The sequence below is a fragment of the Devosia alba genome (genome assembly GCF_039938915.1).
In the GTDB taxonomy this organism is placed as follows: Bacteria; Pseudomonadota; Alphaproteobacteria; order Rhizobiales; family Devosiaceae; genus Devosia; species Devosia alba.
Window position 1 is genome coordinate 1 of sequence record NZ_JBDUUI010000018.1, and the last position, 15,780, is coordinate 15,780.

Below are 15,780 nucleotides of genomic sequence, written 5' to 3' on the forward strand. Positions count from 1 at the left end.
CCAGCGGGGTGATCCAGGGATCGGCGGGCATTTCGGCCCCGGTATCGCTGAGTTTCATCAATGCCATGCAGCTGGAGCGCCGTGTGTTCATCAACACGGTATCGCTGCTTTTCGTGATCTTTGTTTCGGTGCAACTTCCCGTGCTGGCCTTTGCTGGGATCCTGACCCCGAACGGGTTCATGCTCAGCTGCCTCGCCTTGCTACCCTTGCTGTTGGGCATGCCTGTGGGCTCATTTGTAGCCAGACACCTGTCCCGCCAGGTTTTCGACCGCCTGATCATGCTGCTGCTCGCAGGCCTGGCCATCCGCATGCTCTGGGCAGCGCTATTGCCCTGAATCTGGCACAAGGGCCCATGAGTATTGATTGTCGCCAGCCGTTGTGGCCCTCGCCATCAGCAACGGCGAGCGCTATACAGCCTGTTTTACAGTATCAGCGTGACGGCGCAAGAAATTGCTCGGCTGCTCGCCGAACAGCAAGGCGGCATTATCTCGACGGCACCCACGATTACCATAACCTACGGCGAAACCTATAGCGTCGATGGTCCAACCTCGACGGAGTCCGTGCCGCTGCCGCCAACGACGACCACCTTCGCCAAAGTGGCGACCGGGACGCCCTACAACCCCGGTGGTCGTGACCGCGCCCATATTCGTCAGCGAAGGCCGGACATTGACCGAGACGGTCGATAATTCCTATTCGAAAGACGCCAACGCCACAAAGACGGTTACCGAGAACTACTCGCCCAACAGCCAGGGCGGTAACACCCCCTAAGGCGACCGCTCCTACGACCGACAGACTTCCAGCAGGCTGTAGCGTTCGGTCGGGGTTGCCAGGTGCATGCGTCCATCCATACGCGTTCGCTTGGCAGTACCGGTCGCCACAAGGGTGCTTGAGTGAATTGGATCAGCATTTCGTCGTCTGTCGTGCCGGAAGCGTGCGCTTCCCCGATTGAGCGCCTCTTGATGTGCAATTGATTGTGTTCCGGAGTGTAGAATGTACATGAAGATTGGCGGGCTCATCCGTCGAAAGATGCACAGCGCTTCCGGGCCTGCAGCTTTCAGAGGTGTGACAATATTGATGCTGGCGGTCGCCTCTTGGGCTGTCTTGATCAGCGCGACCTACGCCGTTTGGACGCTATGGAAATTGCTGGCCGGCTGAAAAGCCGCAATCACGAAGAAGCTGCGACCTTGGCGTGGAATAGCGACTTCTGGCCGTCGCTCTAAGGCTGGTCTCGACCGTAAGCCCCGGCCGAATGACGTCAGCTATGCACCACCGTTAGCCAATAGCCGTCAGTCGGCTCACGGCCCCGTATCTGTCTTTCGCACGCAGCACTATCAGCTAAATCGAGTTGTCAGAAAGGTACTTTGTAAGCTCGTCGAAGGTCGCCAGCTCAGCCTGTGCGGCAGCCCATTCTGCAAAGCTCGCGAGTTTACCGCGATGCACATTGTATCGAACGTGCTTACCGTCTCTGGCGGTCTCGAGCACGCCAGCATCCACCAGCAGCTTGATATGATGGGAAGTCGTGGAGGCGGCTTTGCCGGACTTCAAGTCGGATGAGGACAATCCGGGCGTCTCACCAACCTTTCGAAAAATCTCGAAACGTCCTGGATCACCAAGCGCCATAAGGACTCTCAGCGCTTCATCATCATTCAATTCGAAATCCTTCGAAGCGTTTTGACCGTAGCGGCCACACCGCATGTTAACCATCAATAACAAAGTGTGGTGACTGCCATCCCTGACTTGTGCATCCTGGCACGAGGATTCCACCCGGAATCTTTGGCCGCCCATCAAGGCGGCTGTCAACCCGGCGCCAACCGGACTGACAGCCTGACCAGGCGGCTATCATCCTGCGTTAACAGGAGAAGCCACATGGCTGCATTCATCTACGCGGGCGATCGGATTCGCCGCAACAATTTCCTCCACATTTCTGACCCCATCGGGATCATCGGATGGTTTGGCGTCGCCGTCTCCTGCGACGCCTGCCTGGTCGTGCGCGCGCATTAGCGCCCCTGCCCCATCCTGATCGCCACCGGACTCTGACCTTGCGCTGATGGCGCGAGCCTGAGCCCCCGCGCGATCGATCCTTTGTCCGAGCTGGCCTCCGCACCTGACCGTGCCACGGACCCGCTCGTCTGCAGAAATGTCGAAAACGATGAAAAACTGGAAAATGACGTCCGGGCCCGGCCTGGAGCCCGACGGCGATGACGACGAAGAACTGCAGGAGCTTTTGCGGAGTGACTTCGTTTTTGAAGCCGAGGACCGCGCAGGTCTGGGAAAGCCGCGCTTGCTGGCGCTCAAGGGCTATGACCGGCCATTCGTCCGTATTGCGCCTGCCATCACAATGGATGAGCACAATGCCCGCCGCGGCGCCGGCGACCGGCGCGACCGCCATGCCGTGCAGCGGCTGATCGAGCGCCTGGGCGAGGTCAAGGACCTGACGGGTCCTGCCACGTCGGATGCCGTGGACGAATTTGCCGCCAAGCTGTTCGACCAGGCGCCCAACTTCAGCCAGGCTATCGAAGCCATCCGGCAGTCGGCACAGGTGAACATCCGGCGCGGGGCGCGTTGGCTGCAGATCCGACCTCTGGTCATTGAAAGCAGTCCGGGGGCTGGAAAGACCAGGCTCGTTCACCTTTTGGCCGAGGCCAGCGGTCTGCAGATGGTCTATCTGGACTGCGCGGCGATGACCAATATGAGCCCGATCATCAGCCAGGACGGCACCTGGAGTAGTGCCCGGCAAAGCGACATCATGCAGGCGCTGGCAAGTTCTGCCTCAGCCAATGTCATCGTGGTGCTCGACGAGCTCGACAAGATCCGGGACATGAGCCGCCACGGATCACCAAAGCCATCCGAGGCGCTGGTGGGTCTGCTTGAGAAGCGCAGCGCTGCGGCGCACATGGACAACTATCTGCAGCTCGCGGTCGACCTCAGTTTCATCAACTGGATCGTCTTGGTCAACGATGCGACGCGGCTGTCCCAGCCGTTTCTGGACCGCTGCCAGGTCATTCGGATGGGGCCGCCGAGGCCCGAGGAAATCGCCGCCATCGCCGCCCGCGAAATCGAACGCCGCGGGCTGGAGCCCGAGCTCGTCGCCATCATCACCAAGTCCGTGCGGCAGGGCAAAATCACCAGCCTGCGCACTCTCCACAAACTGCTCGACGCAGCTGCGGCCGCGTCCGCGCGCTCCATCCTCAACTGAGTTTTCTTCAATAATTGCAAAAAACACAAAAAAGGACGCTTCTCTCATGACTGACAACACCAATATCCCCGCCCGTGTGTCCCCCGCAGCTGACGGCCGGTCTGACGGCAATGGCGACTATCGCGCCATTGCCATGGTCATCGACACCAGCTTCCCCGTCGGCCAGCAGGTGCGGACCACGCAAAGCGTGCTCGATCCGCTGACGCCTGTGCAACTGGCTGAACTGCGCGCCGCGGTGCATGCTGCCCAGGCGGCTGGAACCCCACGCTTTCTCTGCGCTGTGTGCCGGCGCCCGGTGCATCTGGCCCAGCGGCCGGCAGGTCCCGACGTCACCCGCAACGGCCTTGCGGCCTTCTTCCGGCATTTTGCCGCTGCGGGCGCGCCGCCCTGCCCCTGTCGCACCGTGCCCGGCGTGCACAATGTTGGGGCGGTCAAGTTTGATGGTTTGCAGGAGGGCCTTGATCACCACACCCTCAAGCACGCCCTGGCCGACTGCCTGCGCCACGATCCGCGTTTTTCCGATGTGCAGGTGGAAAAACGGATCACCGGCACCGATGGCAACAGGCGCGTGCCCGACGTCAGCGCGCTGTTCGAGGGCAAGCGGATCGCCTACGATCTGCAGCTGGCCACTCTGCCGATTGCCACCATCCGGGAGCGGGACACGTTCTATACCGCCAATGGCGTGCACCACGTCTGGCTGACCGACGCCGCCGACCTGTCGCGCCTCTCCCGCCAGGGGTTCTGCGATCTGCACCTGAACATGTCGGGACGCATCTTTGCCATCGATGACACCTCGATCGGGCTGTCCATAAGGGACGGGCAGTTCCAGCTGCAGGAACTCACCATCCTGCCCCGCCTGGTCAAGGACCGGCCGATCCACAATGTGTGGGAGACGGCGCTGGTCGGGACCGAAGTCATCCTGATAGCCCCCCATCTGCGCAAGGCCGAGGGGGAGCGCCGCTATCGTCGCGAACTCGCCACGCTGGTCAGTGCCAGCCTGGGCGCCGAGCGCCAGGCCATTTGCCGGGCGGCGGCGATGGACCAGGGGCTGGCGCCCGTCGGTCTGCAGTGGACGCGCCTGGCGCGCTTCATTCGCGGACCGGGTGTCGACGCCGCCATCGCCAGCGATGTCGGCAAGGTGCTGGCCTTTCTGGCCCAGGTGGAGGTCTTCGTCACCCACCAGTCCGGTTCGCGTCCCAGCATCGAGCGCGAGCTGCAGCGCCGGCTCGGCACGCTGCTGGCCAGCCGCCATGGCCTGCACTGGGTGCCGCTGGTGCTGATGGTGTTCAGCACGCTGCCCGCAATCAAGGCGGCGGTGGATCCCGCCACCATGGCGCGCCTCAACACCCTGCTCATCAGCACCGAGAAGGTGCGCCCCCTGCTCCGCATGCATGCCGGGATGATCGCCGCGCTTTATCCCTGGCTCGGGCGCCGGCTGCTGATGAAGGCGCCCAAGTTCGGCCCCAAGATGCGCCTGCCGGCAAGCCGCGCCTAGTCGAAAGAAAAGCGAGGCATGGCGTGGACCTTCCGAGGTCCAGCCATGCCGACAGCCCGTTACTCCGCTCAGCCCCAAGCGGGGCCTCGGGGTAACCGTCCGTCAAGTGGCCGCCCAAGGGCGGCCACTTTCAAGGACAAAAGAACAGGAGAAGAAAGGAAGGGAGTTCGATCGGACGTTCGTGGACTGCCTTCTCCCGATTCAGACAATCGAGCCCGAGGTTGACGCAGAAACAGGCCGCCTATCATCAAACACCCCAGTGCCACCGGCACTGGGGCAACGCCGAAGGCGTCTGCGGCCTGCTTCTGGGTCAAGGCCACCGCCAGGCTCCCTTCTCCAATGAGCGCGCAGCGCAGCGATCGCAATCATGGTTTCACCGACCCAGCATTAGCGGGTCGGGGGCAAAGTCAGCGGCATTTGAGAAGGGATGCGGTGGCCGGACTGAGTGGCGCAGACTGTGGAAATGCAAATCAGGTCAAAAGAAAGAGGCCGATTCTACTTGCACTCGGATACACATGGCATCAATGAGCAGCTCCATTCCGGCCGCTGACAAAGAGATATTATGGCCCAATAGTAAAAAGTCCACCTCGGGACGGATAATTTGCAAAAGCACGCCTTAATTTTTCTGCCCTAGCGTCAACAATTTCGTCGCCCAGCACACATTTGTTTGTGAGAACTATGGGACGGGGCCGGCCGAAGGTGCCACCGGTCGGCCACTTGAGCAGCATCGGCAAGGCCCTGGAGAGCGCCTCGCCGTAGCCGCCGCCCGTTCACGGGCAACAATCGATATCGACGGACATTCGGCGAGCCAGATTCGGGAGGTATTCAACGCACGATCAGGCAGCAGAGCGGCAGGCCTTCGTCGCTCCAGAGCGCAAGTAATCGTCCCTCAGTTCAGCCGCGTCGAAACGCAGAATCATCGATGCTTATGACCGAAAGCTCGTCTTCTTGTTCTTCGACACGTCGGCGGACGACCCGTAACAGGGTGTCTTTACTCACGGTATCATAAGACGATTTGCAAACCGGCTGCAGGTCTACTCCCAGAGCCGGGCCAAGACGGTGGACGATGGACGATGGTCTCAAGCCGTTCGGTGCGCCGGCCGTACCGAGCCAGGATGTTGTGAAGCCCTATCTCGAACAGCAGCAATTACGAGTCAGGCCAAATCTCAATGATAACCGGGCTCTTCTCAGCGACAATCAACACAGGCAGGTCGTCCATAAAATATCACTTGATCCAAAGCGCACTTATCAATTAATTGGCCTTACCAATTAGATGGATTGTCGTTTGACTCGGCGATCTCTGTGGCACTGGGTTGACACTTGGAACGAGCGAACCGATCGCGCGTGGCGGTGCTGACGAGATAAAGGGACCTGACGTGAGCAAAGTGATCGTAACGGACTTTACCTTCCCCGATGTTTCCCCGGAGGAAAACGCCGCTCTGGCGGAAGGTGCGACGTTTACGGCGCATCAATGCCGCAGCGCGGATGAGGTGGCCGCTGTGGTTGAAGGCGCCGACGTAGCGCTGGTGCAATTTGCTCCATTTGGTGCGCAGGCGGCGGCGGCGATGCAATCCGGGGGGACGGTAATCCGCTACGGCGTTGGCTACAACAATATCGACCTAGCGGCCTGCGCTGCCAACGGTCTGCGCGTCGGTTACGTACCCGATTATTGTGCCGACGAAGTGGCCGACCACACCGTTGCCGCAGCCCTGACCATGCTGCGCAAGCTGCCGATCCTTGATGCGTCCGTACGACAGAGCGAGTGGGCAGCAGTGCGGATCGCCAAGCCAATGAAGGCCTTCAATAAGACAGTGTTTGGCTTTTTCGGGTTGGGGCAGATTGGCCGTGCCGTGCTTCGCCGGCTGCAGGGTTTCGAGTTTCAGGTCATCGCTGCTGATCCGGGCCTATCAGCAGAGGACGCCACATCGCTGGGGGTAACGCTGGTCGATACCGACACCCTGCTGCGCCAGGCCGATATCGTTTCGCTGCATGCGCCGTCGAACCCGCTGACTGAGGGCTATTTCAATGCGGCGCGCCTTGCCACAATGCAGGCCCATGCGATCATCGTCAATTCGGCCCGCGGCCAGTTGATCGTCGAGGCCGATCTAGCCGAATCGCTTCGCAATGGGGTGATTGCGGGTGCGGCACTCGATGTGTTCCACATTGAGCCGTTGCCCGCCGACAGCCCGCTGCGCGACGCGCCCAACCTGTTGCTGACGCCGCACGCGGCCTGGTACTCGGATGGTGCCATTGACCGCCTGCAACAGCTCGTGGCCGAAGACATCACGCGGGCGCTGCGTGGTGACGGCCCGCGCATGCCGGTGCGGTTCTAAGCCGATCAAGGGAGAGGGCATGGAATTTCTGGTTGAAGTCGAAACGCGTTGGCCCATTGACGGGGACCCCCACCGAAAGGCCGAACTGGTTGCGGCCGAATCCGCCCGCGCCGGGGCGCTGGCGGCACAGGGCGCCCTCAAGCGGTTATGGCGGGTCCCCGGCACCTGGAAGAACGTCGGGCTGTGGCAAGCGACCGATGCCACCGAACTGCACCAGATTTTGAGTTCGCTGCCGTTCTTCCCGTGGATGACCATTGAGGTGCGCGCCATGGCAACCCATCCCAATGATCCGATCAATCTATAGCTCGTTTGCGGGCGCCTAGCGCCCGCTTTTCCTGTCTTCCACAGTCAGCGATTGCACTACGTCAGGACGGATGGTGATACCTAACCCTGGTCCAACCGGAGGATAGACCCAGCCATCAATCTGGATGATCGGATGCTCCACCAAGCCCTGCTGGACCACGACGGGGAATGGCTTCAATTCAAAAAGCCGCGTGTTTGCAGAGGCCAGTGACAGGTGGAGGCTGACGGCAGAGGTCAGCGCGGTGCTCCAGGCATGGGCATTGACAATTTTCCCCCCCGCACCAGCCAGCTGATCGATCGCCAGGAACCCGGTTACCCCTTCGACGCGGGCGGGATCGACGCCCAGCACGTCGACACTGCCTGATTCGATCAGGCGGCGGTAGCCCGTGGCCGTCCATTCGCGCTCGCCGCTGGCGACTGGCACGCAGGTTGCGGCCTTGAGCCTACGGTAGCCGGCATCATCGGTCGGGTAGAGCGGCTCCTCGATCCAACCGATATCCTGCTCGGCCATGCGATTGGTCACCGAGATTGCCGTATCCACATCCCAGCGCACCCCATTGCCAATGTCGATGAGGATTTCGGCTTTTGGGCCGAGTTCGCGACGCAAGGCTGCGACAAAGTTGACATCGGTGTCAGGATCGCCGCCGATCCTGGACATCCCCTTTTTGGCGAAGCCCAGCTTGGTGCTGCGGAAACCGGCGGCAAAAAAGCCGGCCACTTCGGCGACGCAATCGGCTTCGGTCGCCTTGTTAACATGGGCTGAGGCGCAAGCCCGCAGCCGCTGATGCTGTAGGCCTCCCAGGACTTCATATAGCGGCTGTCCGGCCGCTTGAGCGCGAATGTCCCACAATGCCATATCCACGGCCGAGATGGCCAGGCTGGCAATGCCGCCCTCGCCATACCACCAGACATGCCGCCGCATCGCCTGCCACAGCACGTCCGTATCCGTCGCGTCATGGCCCAGGACCACCGGTCCCAAACCATCATGGATGATTTGCGCGGTCGCGCGGCAGGCCTCCGGCCACATGGCGATGGCCTCACCCCAGCCCGTCAGCCCATCTGCGGTATCAATCCGCAGCAGCAGGGTCATCCGCAGATTGTCGAAATCATTGGGATCGGGATATCGGATAATGAAACTGTGCAGCCGCGCGATCTTGGTCATGATAGCCCTTTGAAAACAGAGATTGACCATAAACCCCCAGATGGGCTAGTCAAGAAATTGGTAAGGCCAATTATCTAATTCAGGATCGATCATGAACGCGTTGGGAATGATGCCGCTGCCGGATCTGAGAGGCAAAGTTGCGCTCATCACCGGCGCGGGACGCGGCATTGGTCGGGCTGCTGCCGAACTGCTGCTGCAGGCCGGCGCCACGGTTTTCGCCGGGGTCCGGGAAAATGAGACTGTCGAAGGCGCCGTCACCTTATTGCTCGACGTGACCGACGCCAGTTCCGTGGCTGCTGCCTTCGCCGCTATCAATCAGCAGGTCGATCACCTCGACGTCCTGATCAACAATGCGGGCATTGTTTCCCCCATCGGCCATGTCGATGACGTTGATGCTGAGGCCTTTGCCATAGCGCTGAACGTCAACATTGCCGGGCCGCTCAGAGTAGCACAGGCGGCCCTGCCTCTGCTGCGTGCCGCCAAGGGCGTGATCATCAATGCAGGCTCTGGCGCAGCCTTTTCTCCGCTCGAAGGATGGGCCGCCTACTGCACATCCAAGGCAGGTCTTACCATGCTGTCGAGAGTCATCGACCTCGAAAACAGCGGTCAGGGCATCAAGAGCTTTACGCTGGGCATTCCGCCGACCAATACCGAGATGCAGGGCGTGATCCGCAGTTCCGGGCTCAATCCGGTCAGCCAGATTCCGAAAGAGAATCTGGTAGCTCCGGCGATCCCCGCCTCGGTGATGGTCTGGCTTTGTGGCGACGAGGCGCGCGGTATTGCCGAACTCACGGTCGATGTGCGTGACGACCGGTTTCGCGCCCTGATGGCATGAGAGTGCCAACGGTCAGTCCATATGAAACTGCTGCGGCAGCAGGAACGGGAAATCCGTCGTTGGATCAGTTTCGATCTTCATCATCGCAGCCATTGAGGCACCCCAGCGGGCATTGGTCGGATCGGCAGCCAAGGCCGCCTGTGTCGCCTTGAGGTCGTCGGTTTCGAAGGAGCCAAACAGGGTCAACCCGTGGCGATAGATATTGTAGTTGCGGATGCCCGCAGCGCGGAGGCAGGCGAGCATTTCGGGCCAGATCTCGTCATGCCGCTGCTTGTATGCTTCTTCATAGCCCGGCCGGACCTCGAGCACCCACGCATAGTTCGCCATTAGTCCTCTCCATTCCAGGCACGCCACACATCCCGCATGGCCACGGTCTCGGTCAGCACGTCTTCGTTGAGCGTGCCCATATAGGCTTGATGCACGAACTCCAGCGCCAGCGCACCACCATAACCAGCGTCGCGTAGAACACCGAATTGGGCTGGCATATTGATAGTGCCGCGCTCCACCGGGGTCTGCAGTTGGCCAATTGCGGTCTGGCGCAGGTGAACATGGGCGGCATGGGGTGCCAGCACATCGATTTCGGCTTGGCGATAGCCCAGGCAAGTGAAATGGGCGTAATCTAGAGTGAGCTTGAGGCCGGGCACCTGCTCAATCATCGCCAAAGTGTCCGCCGGCGACTCAAGCAGCGAATGCACATGCGCTTCGATACTGACACTGGCCGCGTGCTCACGCGTCAGCTCGACCATGCGATGCAGGGCCTCGGCAGAAATGGCAAAGGCCTCGGCCCGTGACTGCCCCGGATTGACTACGCCGGGCAGGATGAACACCGACGGGATGCCGACAGCGTCCGCAAAGCGCAGCACTTGGCGGAAATCTCGCAGATTGGACTCAAGACTACCACGGCTCGCTAGGTTGCGATCCGCCGGATTGTCGCCAAACAGGTGATAGTAGCTCGGCGTCGCCACGCCCAGGGTTTTGACCATCGCCGCCACATCAGATGGCCGCTCCAGTAGGTCTGACTTGGGCAGGGCGCTACGATAGAACAGCCCGACGTCGAGTGCGTTGATTCCGAGGGCGCGCGAAATAGCGGCGCATTCCGCCAAAGTGCAGGCGGGAAACGACCACGAGGTAAGGGACAGGTGCATCTAGACGTCCACCACTTCTTGGCGCGTCGACTGCACAGACCGGTACATGGCCGCGAGTGTTGCGACGACCAGCGCCCCGTTCTCGGCATCGGCATCATTTCGCACTGGCTGGCCTGCACAAATCTCGAGAAAGCGGGTGACCGGCAGGGTGCCATCATAGCTGCCCTGCCCCGGCGCGATTGGGAAGCCTTGGTCGACACCGTCATCGCGATGCAGCTCCAGCCGCTCGCGCTCGATGTCGAACAGGATCATGCCTTCAGTGCCAAAGATGCGAATGTCCATCTGGAAGCCGCACTGTTTGGGCACGGTTGCGGCGCCCGACAGCGCCATGGTGGCGCCATTGCTCATCCGCAGGACGGCGGCGTCATAATAGTCGACATCGGTGACCGAGGTCCCGGCCAGGCAAAACGCGGAAGCGGGGGAGAGGCCGGTGACCCGATAAACCCATGACAGCGAGTGGGACATCTGCCCCCAGCCATAGCCTCCGGCCCTGGCCGGGTCGGCCCAGGTCGAGGCCGGCGGGCGGTAAAGGGCGTCGGCGGTTTCCTGCATCGGCTGGCCCGCAAACAGGTCGGCCAAGGCGGAGGCCATCTGGCAGACAACGTGCCGGATGTCGCCGATCTGGCCGGATTGGACCCATTGGGCAGCCTGGGCCGTGTAGTCGCGGAAGTTCCAGCCACAGGGTACCAGCACCTGGCGATTGGCCGTCTGCGCAGCATCGACAATAGAACGGGCGTCGGCACTAGTGGTAGCCAGAGGTTTTTCAATCAGCACATGGCACCCATCCTGCAGCGCTGCGAGGGCCGGAGCGGCATGAGCCGTATGCGGGGTAGCGATCATCACGCCATCGAGACGCTCGGCGGCCAGCATGGCAGCGACGTCGGCATACCGTCCGGAGACGCCAAACCTGTCCCCTACCGTCGCTAGGCGTTGCGGATCAAGATCGCAGATAGCTACGATATTACCTAGCCTCGACGCCTGCACCGTAGGGATATGATTGACGGTGGCCCACCAGCCAGTTCCGACGACGCCGATACGCAAGCTCATTTCTGCTCGTCCTTTTTTGGCAGAGAAGCCAGGGTACTCTCGAACACATTGCGCATATGACTAGCGGCCGCCGTGGCCGCCGCGTCCGCGTCGCGTGCGCTCAGGGCCGCAAGGATGACACGGTGATCGCGATGACTTTGCGCCAGAATTCCCGGTGTCTCTGAAGCCAGGCGACGAAATTCCATTCCAAGCACATTAAGGCTCTTGCCGATACGGTAGAGGAACGGGTTGGCGGCACTGCGCCAGATCACCTCGTGGAACTCAGTGTCCGACAGCCGGAAGCTGATGGGATCGTCGAGCCGCAGTGCCTGGGCCTCAAGAATCTGAGTCAGCCGTGCCAGTTGCTCGTCAGTGATTTCTGCGGCAGCGCGCCGCGCCACGTCGGATTCGATCACCAGACGCGCGTCGTATAGTTGGCGGACATTGAGCTCTTCGAGGGAAATAAAGAACTCCAGCGGGCCCAGCAGTTCTTCGGCACCCAGTGCGCTGATATAGGCACCGCCGCCCTGTCGCGTGGTAACCACGCCCAGAATAGTTAGACCCCGGATAGCCTCACGCACCGAAGGACGGCTGACCTGCAGCGACACAGCCAGATCGCGTTCGGGCGGCAATTGATCGCCCGGTTTCAGGGTCCCCGACCTGACCAGATCGAGGATACGGCCGGCGACTTGCTCGGGCACCGACAGGCGCTGGATCGGACTGTCCAGATTCTCGATTTTGGAGGAGTTGGTCACAATTATTCTCGCACTGTCTGCCGGGCGAAACCGCGCCCTAACGTCGATTTCAGATTCGGTATGCCCACCGACAGGATCAGCAGCAGCCCGATAACCCCGGTCTGAACATGACCGGTGATGTCAGCCAGCGCCATGCCATTGCGCAAGTTGAGAACGATGAGAATTGACAGTAATGCGCCCAACAATGTGCCCACTCCACCGAAAATGCTAATGCCGCCCAACAGGACCATGGTGATGATGTCGAGCTCAAAGCCGTTGGCAACGTCGCCACGCACAGCACCGACCCGAGCGGTGTAGAGTAGCCCAGCTAACGCGGAAATCACCCCCGAGGCGACAAAGAGCCGCGTCTTAACCGAGGCGACGTCGACGCCAGAATAGGCCGCCATGGCTGCATTATTGCCTACGACGAAGACCTTGCGGCCAAAACCTGAGGCATGCAGGAGCACGGCAAAGCCGATGAAGATGACGACGAACAGCAGTAGCGACAGGGTGAACGGGCCGACCAGAGCCTGCTGTCCCAGTGCGTTGAACCAGTCAGGAAAGCCGGTGACGCCGCGGTCTTCGACGAGAATGCGGGCGATGCCGCGGAAGCCGATCAGCGTGGCCAGCGTCACCACCAGCGAAGGCAATCCGACGCGGGTGATGAAGATGGCATTGACGAGCCCGCCCAGGGCGCCGATCGCGAGTACAGTAACAATAGCCAACGGCGAAGGCACGCCAAGCTGAAACAGCCAGGCAAACGCGCAGGCGGCGAGCCCCATCATCGAGGCTACAGACAGATCGATTTCTCCATTTATGATGATCAATGTCATGATCACTGCGACGATGATCTTTTCTACCGATAGCTGGAACAGGTTCACCTGATTGCCCACTGTCAGGAAATGTTCCGACAGGCTAGAATTAACCACCATGATGATCAGCAGCACGGCAAGCAGAAAACCTTCCCAGCCCCAGAGTTTTTTGGCCCAGTTCATTTGTCGGCTCCCTTCTCACGCGCCCGGCGCGCCCGAACCGCCATCAGTCTGGACATCAGCAAAGCATCCGCGGTGACCGACAGCAGGATCAGAAAACCCAGTACGGCCTCACGCCAGAACTCGCTGACCAGGTCCCAGCGCGACAGGCTTGTCTGCAGTAGATCGACAGTGATTGCCCCCAGCAAGGCGCCGATGACTGACCCAGAGCCGCCCATGATGCTGACGCCGCCGACCACGGCCGCGGCGACCGACTGGAGTTCAAAGCCGAGCCCCGCAACCACGGTGATATTGCCGAAGCGCGATAAAAACATGAAACCGGCAAGACCCGTCAGCGCCCCGGACATGATGAACGCGATGAAAACGGTGCGCGCCGCATCAATGCCGGCAAAGGCAGCGGCCTCGGGATTGGAGCCCACCGCAAAGAAGCGTCGCCCGAGGCGCAGGCGTGTGAGGGCCAGATGGACGGCCAGCACGACCAGTAGCGTGATGAAGAAACTGACCCGCAACTCGAGCCCGCCAATAGACAGGATTGACGTTCGCGGAAGGTCGAGGAGCCAGGCCGGCAGGCTATTGGTGGTGATCGATCTGGCGCCAGAGAACTGCACCAGCAGCGAGCGGAATATGGCCAGTGAACCCAAGGTAACGATGATTGCAGGGATACGGGCATAAGCGACCAGCGCACCGTTGATTGCTCCCAGCACCGCTCCCATGCCGATGGCCGCCAGCACCACCAGGACCGGTGGCAGCTCTGGGTATCCAGACACCAGCGCGCCAACGAAGAAGGCGACAAAGCCGCAAACTGAACCCAGCGACAGATCGATATTGCGCGTTAGCATAACCAGCGCCTGCCCGGTCGCGATCAGGGCAATGATCGCGACTGAGGTCGAGATACGGTTGAACAGGTTTGGCATCAAATAGTTCTCGATCTGCGTCGAGAAAAAGACCAGTAGCAGCGCAATGACTACGCCCAGGGCGAGCAGCCGCAGCGTTGTGGGAGAAATACGGTCCAACATCACGCTACCTCTTTGCGGGTCTGGCCGGTCGCGAGTTGCATTACGTTCGCCTGCGTCGCTTCCTCGCCCGAGAACACATCCATCTGCCGCCCTTCACGCATCACCAGTATCCGGTCTGCCAGTGCCAGGACTTCAGGCAGGTCTGAGGAGATCACGATCACCGCGACGCCCGACTTGGCCAATTCGTGGATGATGGAATGTACCTCGGCCTTGGCGCCGACATCGATGCCGCGGGTCGGTTCATCAAGGATCAGGATGCGGGGCGCGAGGTTCAGCCACTTGGCCAGCATGACCTTTTGCTGGTTGCCGCCCGACAGTGTGCCGACGGCGATATCGACATTGGGAGTGCGTATATTGAGCCGGGCGCGATAGCTCTCAGCCATTGCCCGTTCGTTACTGCGCCGAATGAGGCCGAAACGGTTGAGATATTTGTTCAGCGTAGCCAGTGACGCATTGGAGACGATCGGCATGTTCATGGCGAGGCCAAGCTTGCGACGGTCCTCTGACACATAGGCAATACCAAGTTTCATCGCCCTCTGGGGGCTGGTGATCCTGACCGGCTGGCCATCGATCAGAATTTCGCCGGCACTCGCTGGGGCGACACCGAACAGGGCCAATCCGACATCCGTGCGGCGGGCGCCAACCAGGCCCGCCAAGCACAGCACTTCCCCAGCATGGACGTCGAAGTTGATATCACTGAACACGCCGTCGAGCGAAAGCCCGTTGACCTTGAGCACCGACCGATCCGTCGCGGATGAAATGGCGCGGGAGAAAAAAACGTCTGCCGAACGCCCGACCATGGCGGCAATCAGACCATCGCGGTTTACGTCGGCAATGGGCTGGGTGGTAATGTGGCGGCCGTCGCGGAGAACGGTGACACGATCGGCGATCTCGAACACCTCTTCGAGACGGTGAGAAATGTAGACAACCGTAACGCCTTGAGCCTTTAGCGCGCGCGCCGTCTGCAGCAGCCGGTCGGCCTCATGGGCGGAGAGCGAGGCGGTCGGCTCATCCATAATCAGCACCTTGACGTCAAGCGATAGCGCCCGCGCGATCTCAACGGTCTGTTGTTCAGCCAGCGTCAGTCCGGCCGCGGTACGATCGACATCAAGGGTGATGCCGAGGCGGGCAATCAGCGCGCGCGCCTGCTCCCGTATACGTTTCCAGTCGACCAAAAGCCCAGCATTGCGCTGCGAGATGAAGATATTTTCGGCCACGCCGAGGTCGGGGAAGACCATGGGTTCCTGATAGACCGCGGCGACGCCATGCAATTGCGCATCGCGCGTGCCGCGCAGCACGACCGGCTTGCCGCCGACAACGACCTCGCCCGCGCTGGGCTGGTGCACCCCCGTCATGATCTTGATCAGGGTTGATTTGCCTGCACCATTTTCGCCGACGATGGCGTGGATTTCGCCCGGCAGCAGGCCAAGGGAAATGTCTTTGAGCGCGTCAGTTATGCCGAAGCTTTTCGACACGTTCCGCAATTCGAGCGCCGGAGCGAGGATTTCGGTCATGGGAGAGAGCTTTTTAAACGTGTGAATGG

18 protein-coding genes are annotated in these 15,780 nt (G+C 61.0%); 9 read left to right on the forward strand and 9 right to left on the reverse strand.

Translation table 11 applies throughout. The annotated features are described in order from the left end of the window. Both ABFY71_RS17300 and ABFY71_RS17305 read left to right on the forward strand, forming a co-directional pair. A partial coding sequence (locus ABFY71_RS17300; RefSeq protein WP_347947151.1) for a hypothetical protein occupies positions 1-335 on the forward strand: 335 nt, incomplete at its 5' end. Positions 336-359: 24 nt separating this feature from the next. Then, positions 360-686 (forward strand): hypothetical protein, encoded by a 327-nt coding sequence (locus ABFY71_RS17305; RefSeq protein WP_347947152.1) that lies wholly within the window; start codon positions 360-362, stop codon positions 684-686. A 649-nt stretch (positions 687-1,335) separates the two neighbouring features. On the opposite strand, the gene ABFY71_RS17310 is transcribed toward ABFY71_RS17305, so the two are convergent. Then, positions 1,336-1,650, reverse strand: coding sequence for an ArsR/SmtB family transcription factor (locus ABFY71_RS17310; protein WP_347947153.1), 315 nt, complete (start codon positions 1,648-1,650; stop codon positions 1,336-1,338). Between the two features lie 216 nt (positions 1,651-1,866). Here ABFY71_RS17310 and ABFY71_RS17315 point away from each other — a divergent pair, with 216 nt between their 5' ends. From ABFY71_RS17315 to ABFY71_RS17340, 6 genes are all read left to right on the forward strand, one after another. Then, positions 1,867-2,001, forward strand: a complete 135-nt coding sequence (locus ABFY71_RS17315) for a hypothetical protein (RefSeq protein ID WP_347947154.1) — start codon at positions 1,867-1,869, stop codon at positions 1,999-2,001. 148 nt (positions 2,002-2,149) lie between these two features. After that, positions 2,150-3,196, forward strand: a complete 1,047-nt coding sequence (locus tag ABFY71_RS17320; protein WP_347947155.1) for an AAA family ATPase — start codon at positions 2,150-2,152, stop codon at positions 3,194-3,196. A gap of 46 nt (positions 3,197-3,242) precedes the next feature. Further along, positions 3,243-4,691 carry a DUF6035 family protein gene (locus ABFY71_RS17325; protein ID WP_347947156.1) on the forward strand — a complete coding sequence of 483 codons (1,449 nt, stop codon included), beginning with the start codon at positions 3,243-3,245 and terminating at the stop codon, positions 4,689-4,691. 1,066 nt (positions 4,692-5,757) lie between these two features. Further along, a complete protein-coding gene (locus ABFY71_RS17330; RefSeq protein WP_347947157.1) occupies positions 5,758-5,964 on the forward strand; it encodes a hypothetical protein in 207 nt (68 codons plus the stop codon). Between the two features lie 103 nt (positions 5,965-6,067). Next, positions 6,068-7,024 carry a C-terminal binding protein gene (locus ABFY71_RS17335; RefSeq protein WP_347947158.1) on the forward strand — a complete coding sequence of 319 codons (957 nt, stop codon included), beginning with the start codon at positions 6,068-6,070 and terminating at the stop codon, positions 7,022-7,024. Positions 7,025-7,043: 19 nt separating this feature from the next. Beyond that, the gene (locus ABFY71_RS17340; RefSeq protein WP_347947159.1) at positions 7,044-7,328 is read left to right on the forward strand and encodes a muconolactone Delta-isomerase; all 285 of its coding nucleotides are present in this window, start codon (positions 7,044-7,046) and stop codon (positions 7,326-7,328) included. A gap of 15 nt (positions 7,329-7,343) precedes the next feature. Here ABFY71_RS17340 and ABFY71_RS17345 read toward each other — a convergent pair whose 3' ends face one another. Further along, complete coding sequence (locus ABFY71_RS17345) at positions 7,344-8,489, reverse strand: mandelate racemase/muconate lactonizing enzyme family protein (RefSeq protein WP_347947160.1); 1,146 nt, start codon at positions 8,487-8,489, stop codon at positions 7,344-7,346. Positions 8,490-8,580: 91 nt separating this feature from the next. Here ABFY71_RS17345 and ABFY71_RS17350 point away from each other — a divergent pair, with 91 nt between their 5' ends. Next, positions 8,581-9,324, forward strand: a complete 744-nt coding sequence (locus tag ABFY71_RS17350) for an SDR family oxidoreductase (RefSeq protein ID WP_347947161.1) — start codon at positions 8,581-8,583, stop codon at positions 9,322-9,324. 12 nt (positions 9,325-9,336) lie between these two features. Here ABFY71_RS17350 and ABFY71_RS17355 read toward each other — a convergent pair whose 3' ends face one another. Genes ABFY71_RS17355 through ABFY71_RS17385 form a run of 7 tightly spaced genes read right to left on the reverse strand, consistent with a single transcriptional unit; the run spans position 9,337 to position 15,751 of the window. Then, positions 9,337-9,651 carry an L-rhamnose mutarotase gene (locus tag ABFY71_RS17355; RefSeq protein WP_347947162.1) on the reverse strand — a complete coding sequence of 105 codons (315 nt, stop codon included), beginning with the start codon at positions 9,649-9,651 and terminating at the stop codon, positions 9,337-9,339. Next, entirely contained in the window at positions 9,651-10,469 is an 819-nt protein-coding gene (locus ABFY71_RS17360; protein WP_347947163.1) for a sugar phosphate isomerase/epimerase family protein, read from the reverse strand. Before ABFY71_RS17360 ends, ABFY71_RS17355 begins: the two co-directional genes overlap by 1 nt. After that, positions 10,470-11,516 carry a Gfo/Idh/MocA family protein gene (locus ABFY71_RS17365; RefSeq protein ID WP_347947164.1) on the reverse strand — a complete coding sequence of 349 codons (1,047 nt, stop codon included), beginning with the start codon at positions 11,514-11,516 and terminating at the stop codon, positions 10,470-10,472. Continuing rightward, positions 11,513-12,250 carry a FadR/GntR family transcriptional regulator gene (locus tag ABFY71_RS17370; RefSeq protein ID WP_347947165.1) on the reverse strand — a complete coding sequence of 246 codons (738 nt, stop codon included), beginning with the start codon at positions 12,248-12,250 and terminating at the stop codon, positions 11,513-11,515. The genes ABFY71_RS17365 and ABFY71_RS17370 overlap by 4 nt, the downstream gene beginning before the upstream one ends. A gap of 2 nt (positions 12,251-12,252) precedes the next feature. Beyond that, on the reverse strand, positions 12,253-13,224 hold the full coding sequence (locus tag ABFY71_RS17375) for an ABC transporter permease (RefSeq protein WP_347947166.1): 972 nt from the start codon (positions 13,222-13,224) through the stop codon (positions 12,253-12,255). After that, positions 13,221-14,237, reverse strand: coding sequence for an ABC transporter permease (locus tag ABFY71_RS17380; protein ID WP_347947167.1), 1,017 nt, complete (start codon positions 14,235-14,237; stop codon positions 13,221-13,223). Before ABFY71_RS17380 ends, ABFY71_RS17375 begins: the two co-directional genes overlap by 4 nt. Continuing rightward, positions 14,237-15,751 carry a sugar ABC transporter ATP-binding protein gene (locus tag ABFY71_RS17385; protein ID WP_347947168.1) on the reverse strand — a complete coding sequence of 505 codons (1,515 nt, stop codon included), beginning with the start codon at positions 15,749-15,751 and terminating at the stop codon, positions 14,237-14,239. Before ABFY71_RS17385 ends, ABFY71_RS17380 begins: the two co-directional genes overlap by 1 nt. Positions 15,752-15,780 lie beyond the last annotated feature (29 nt).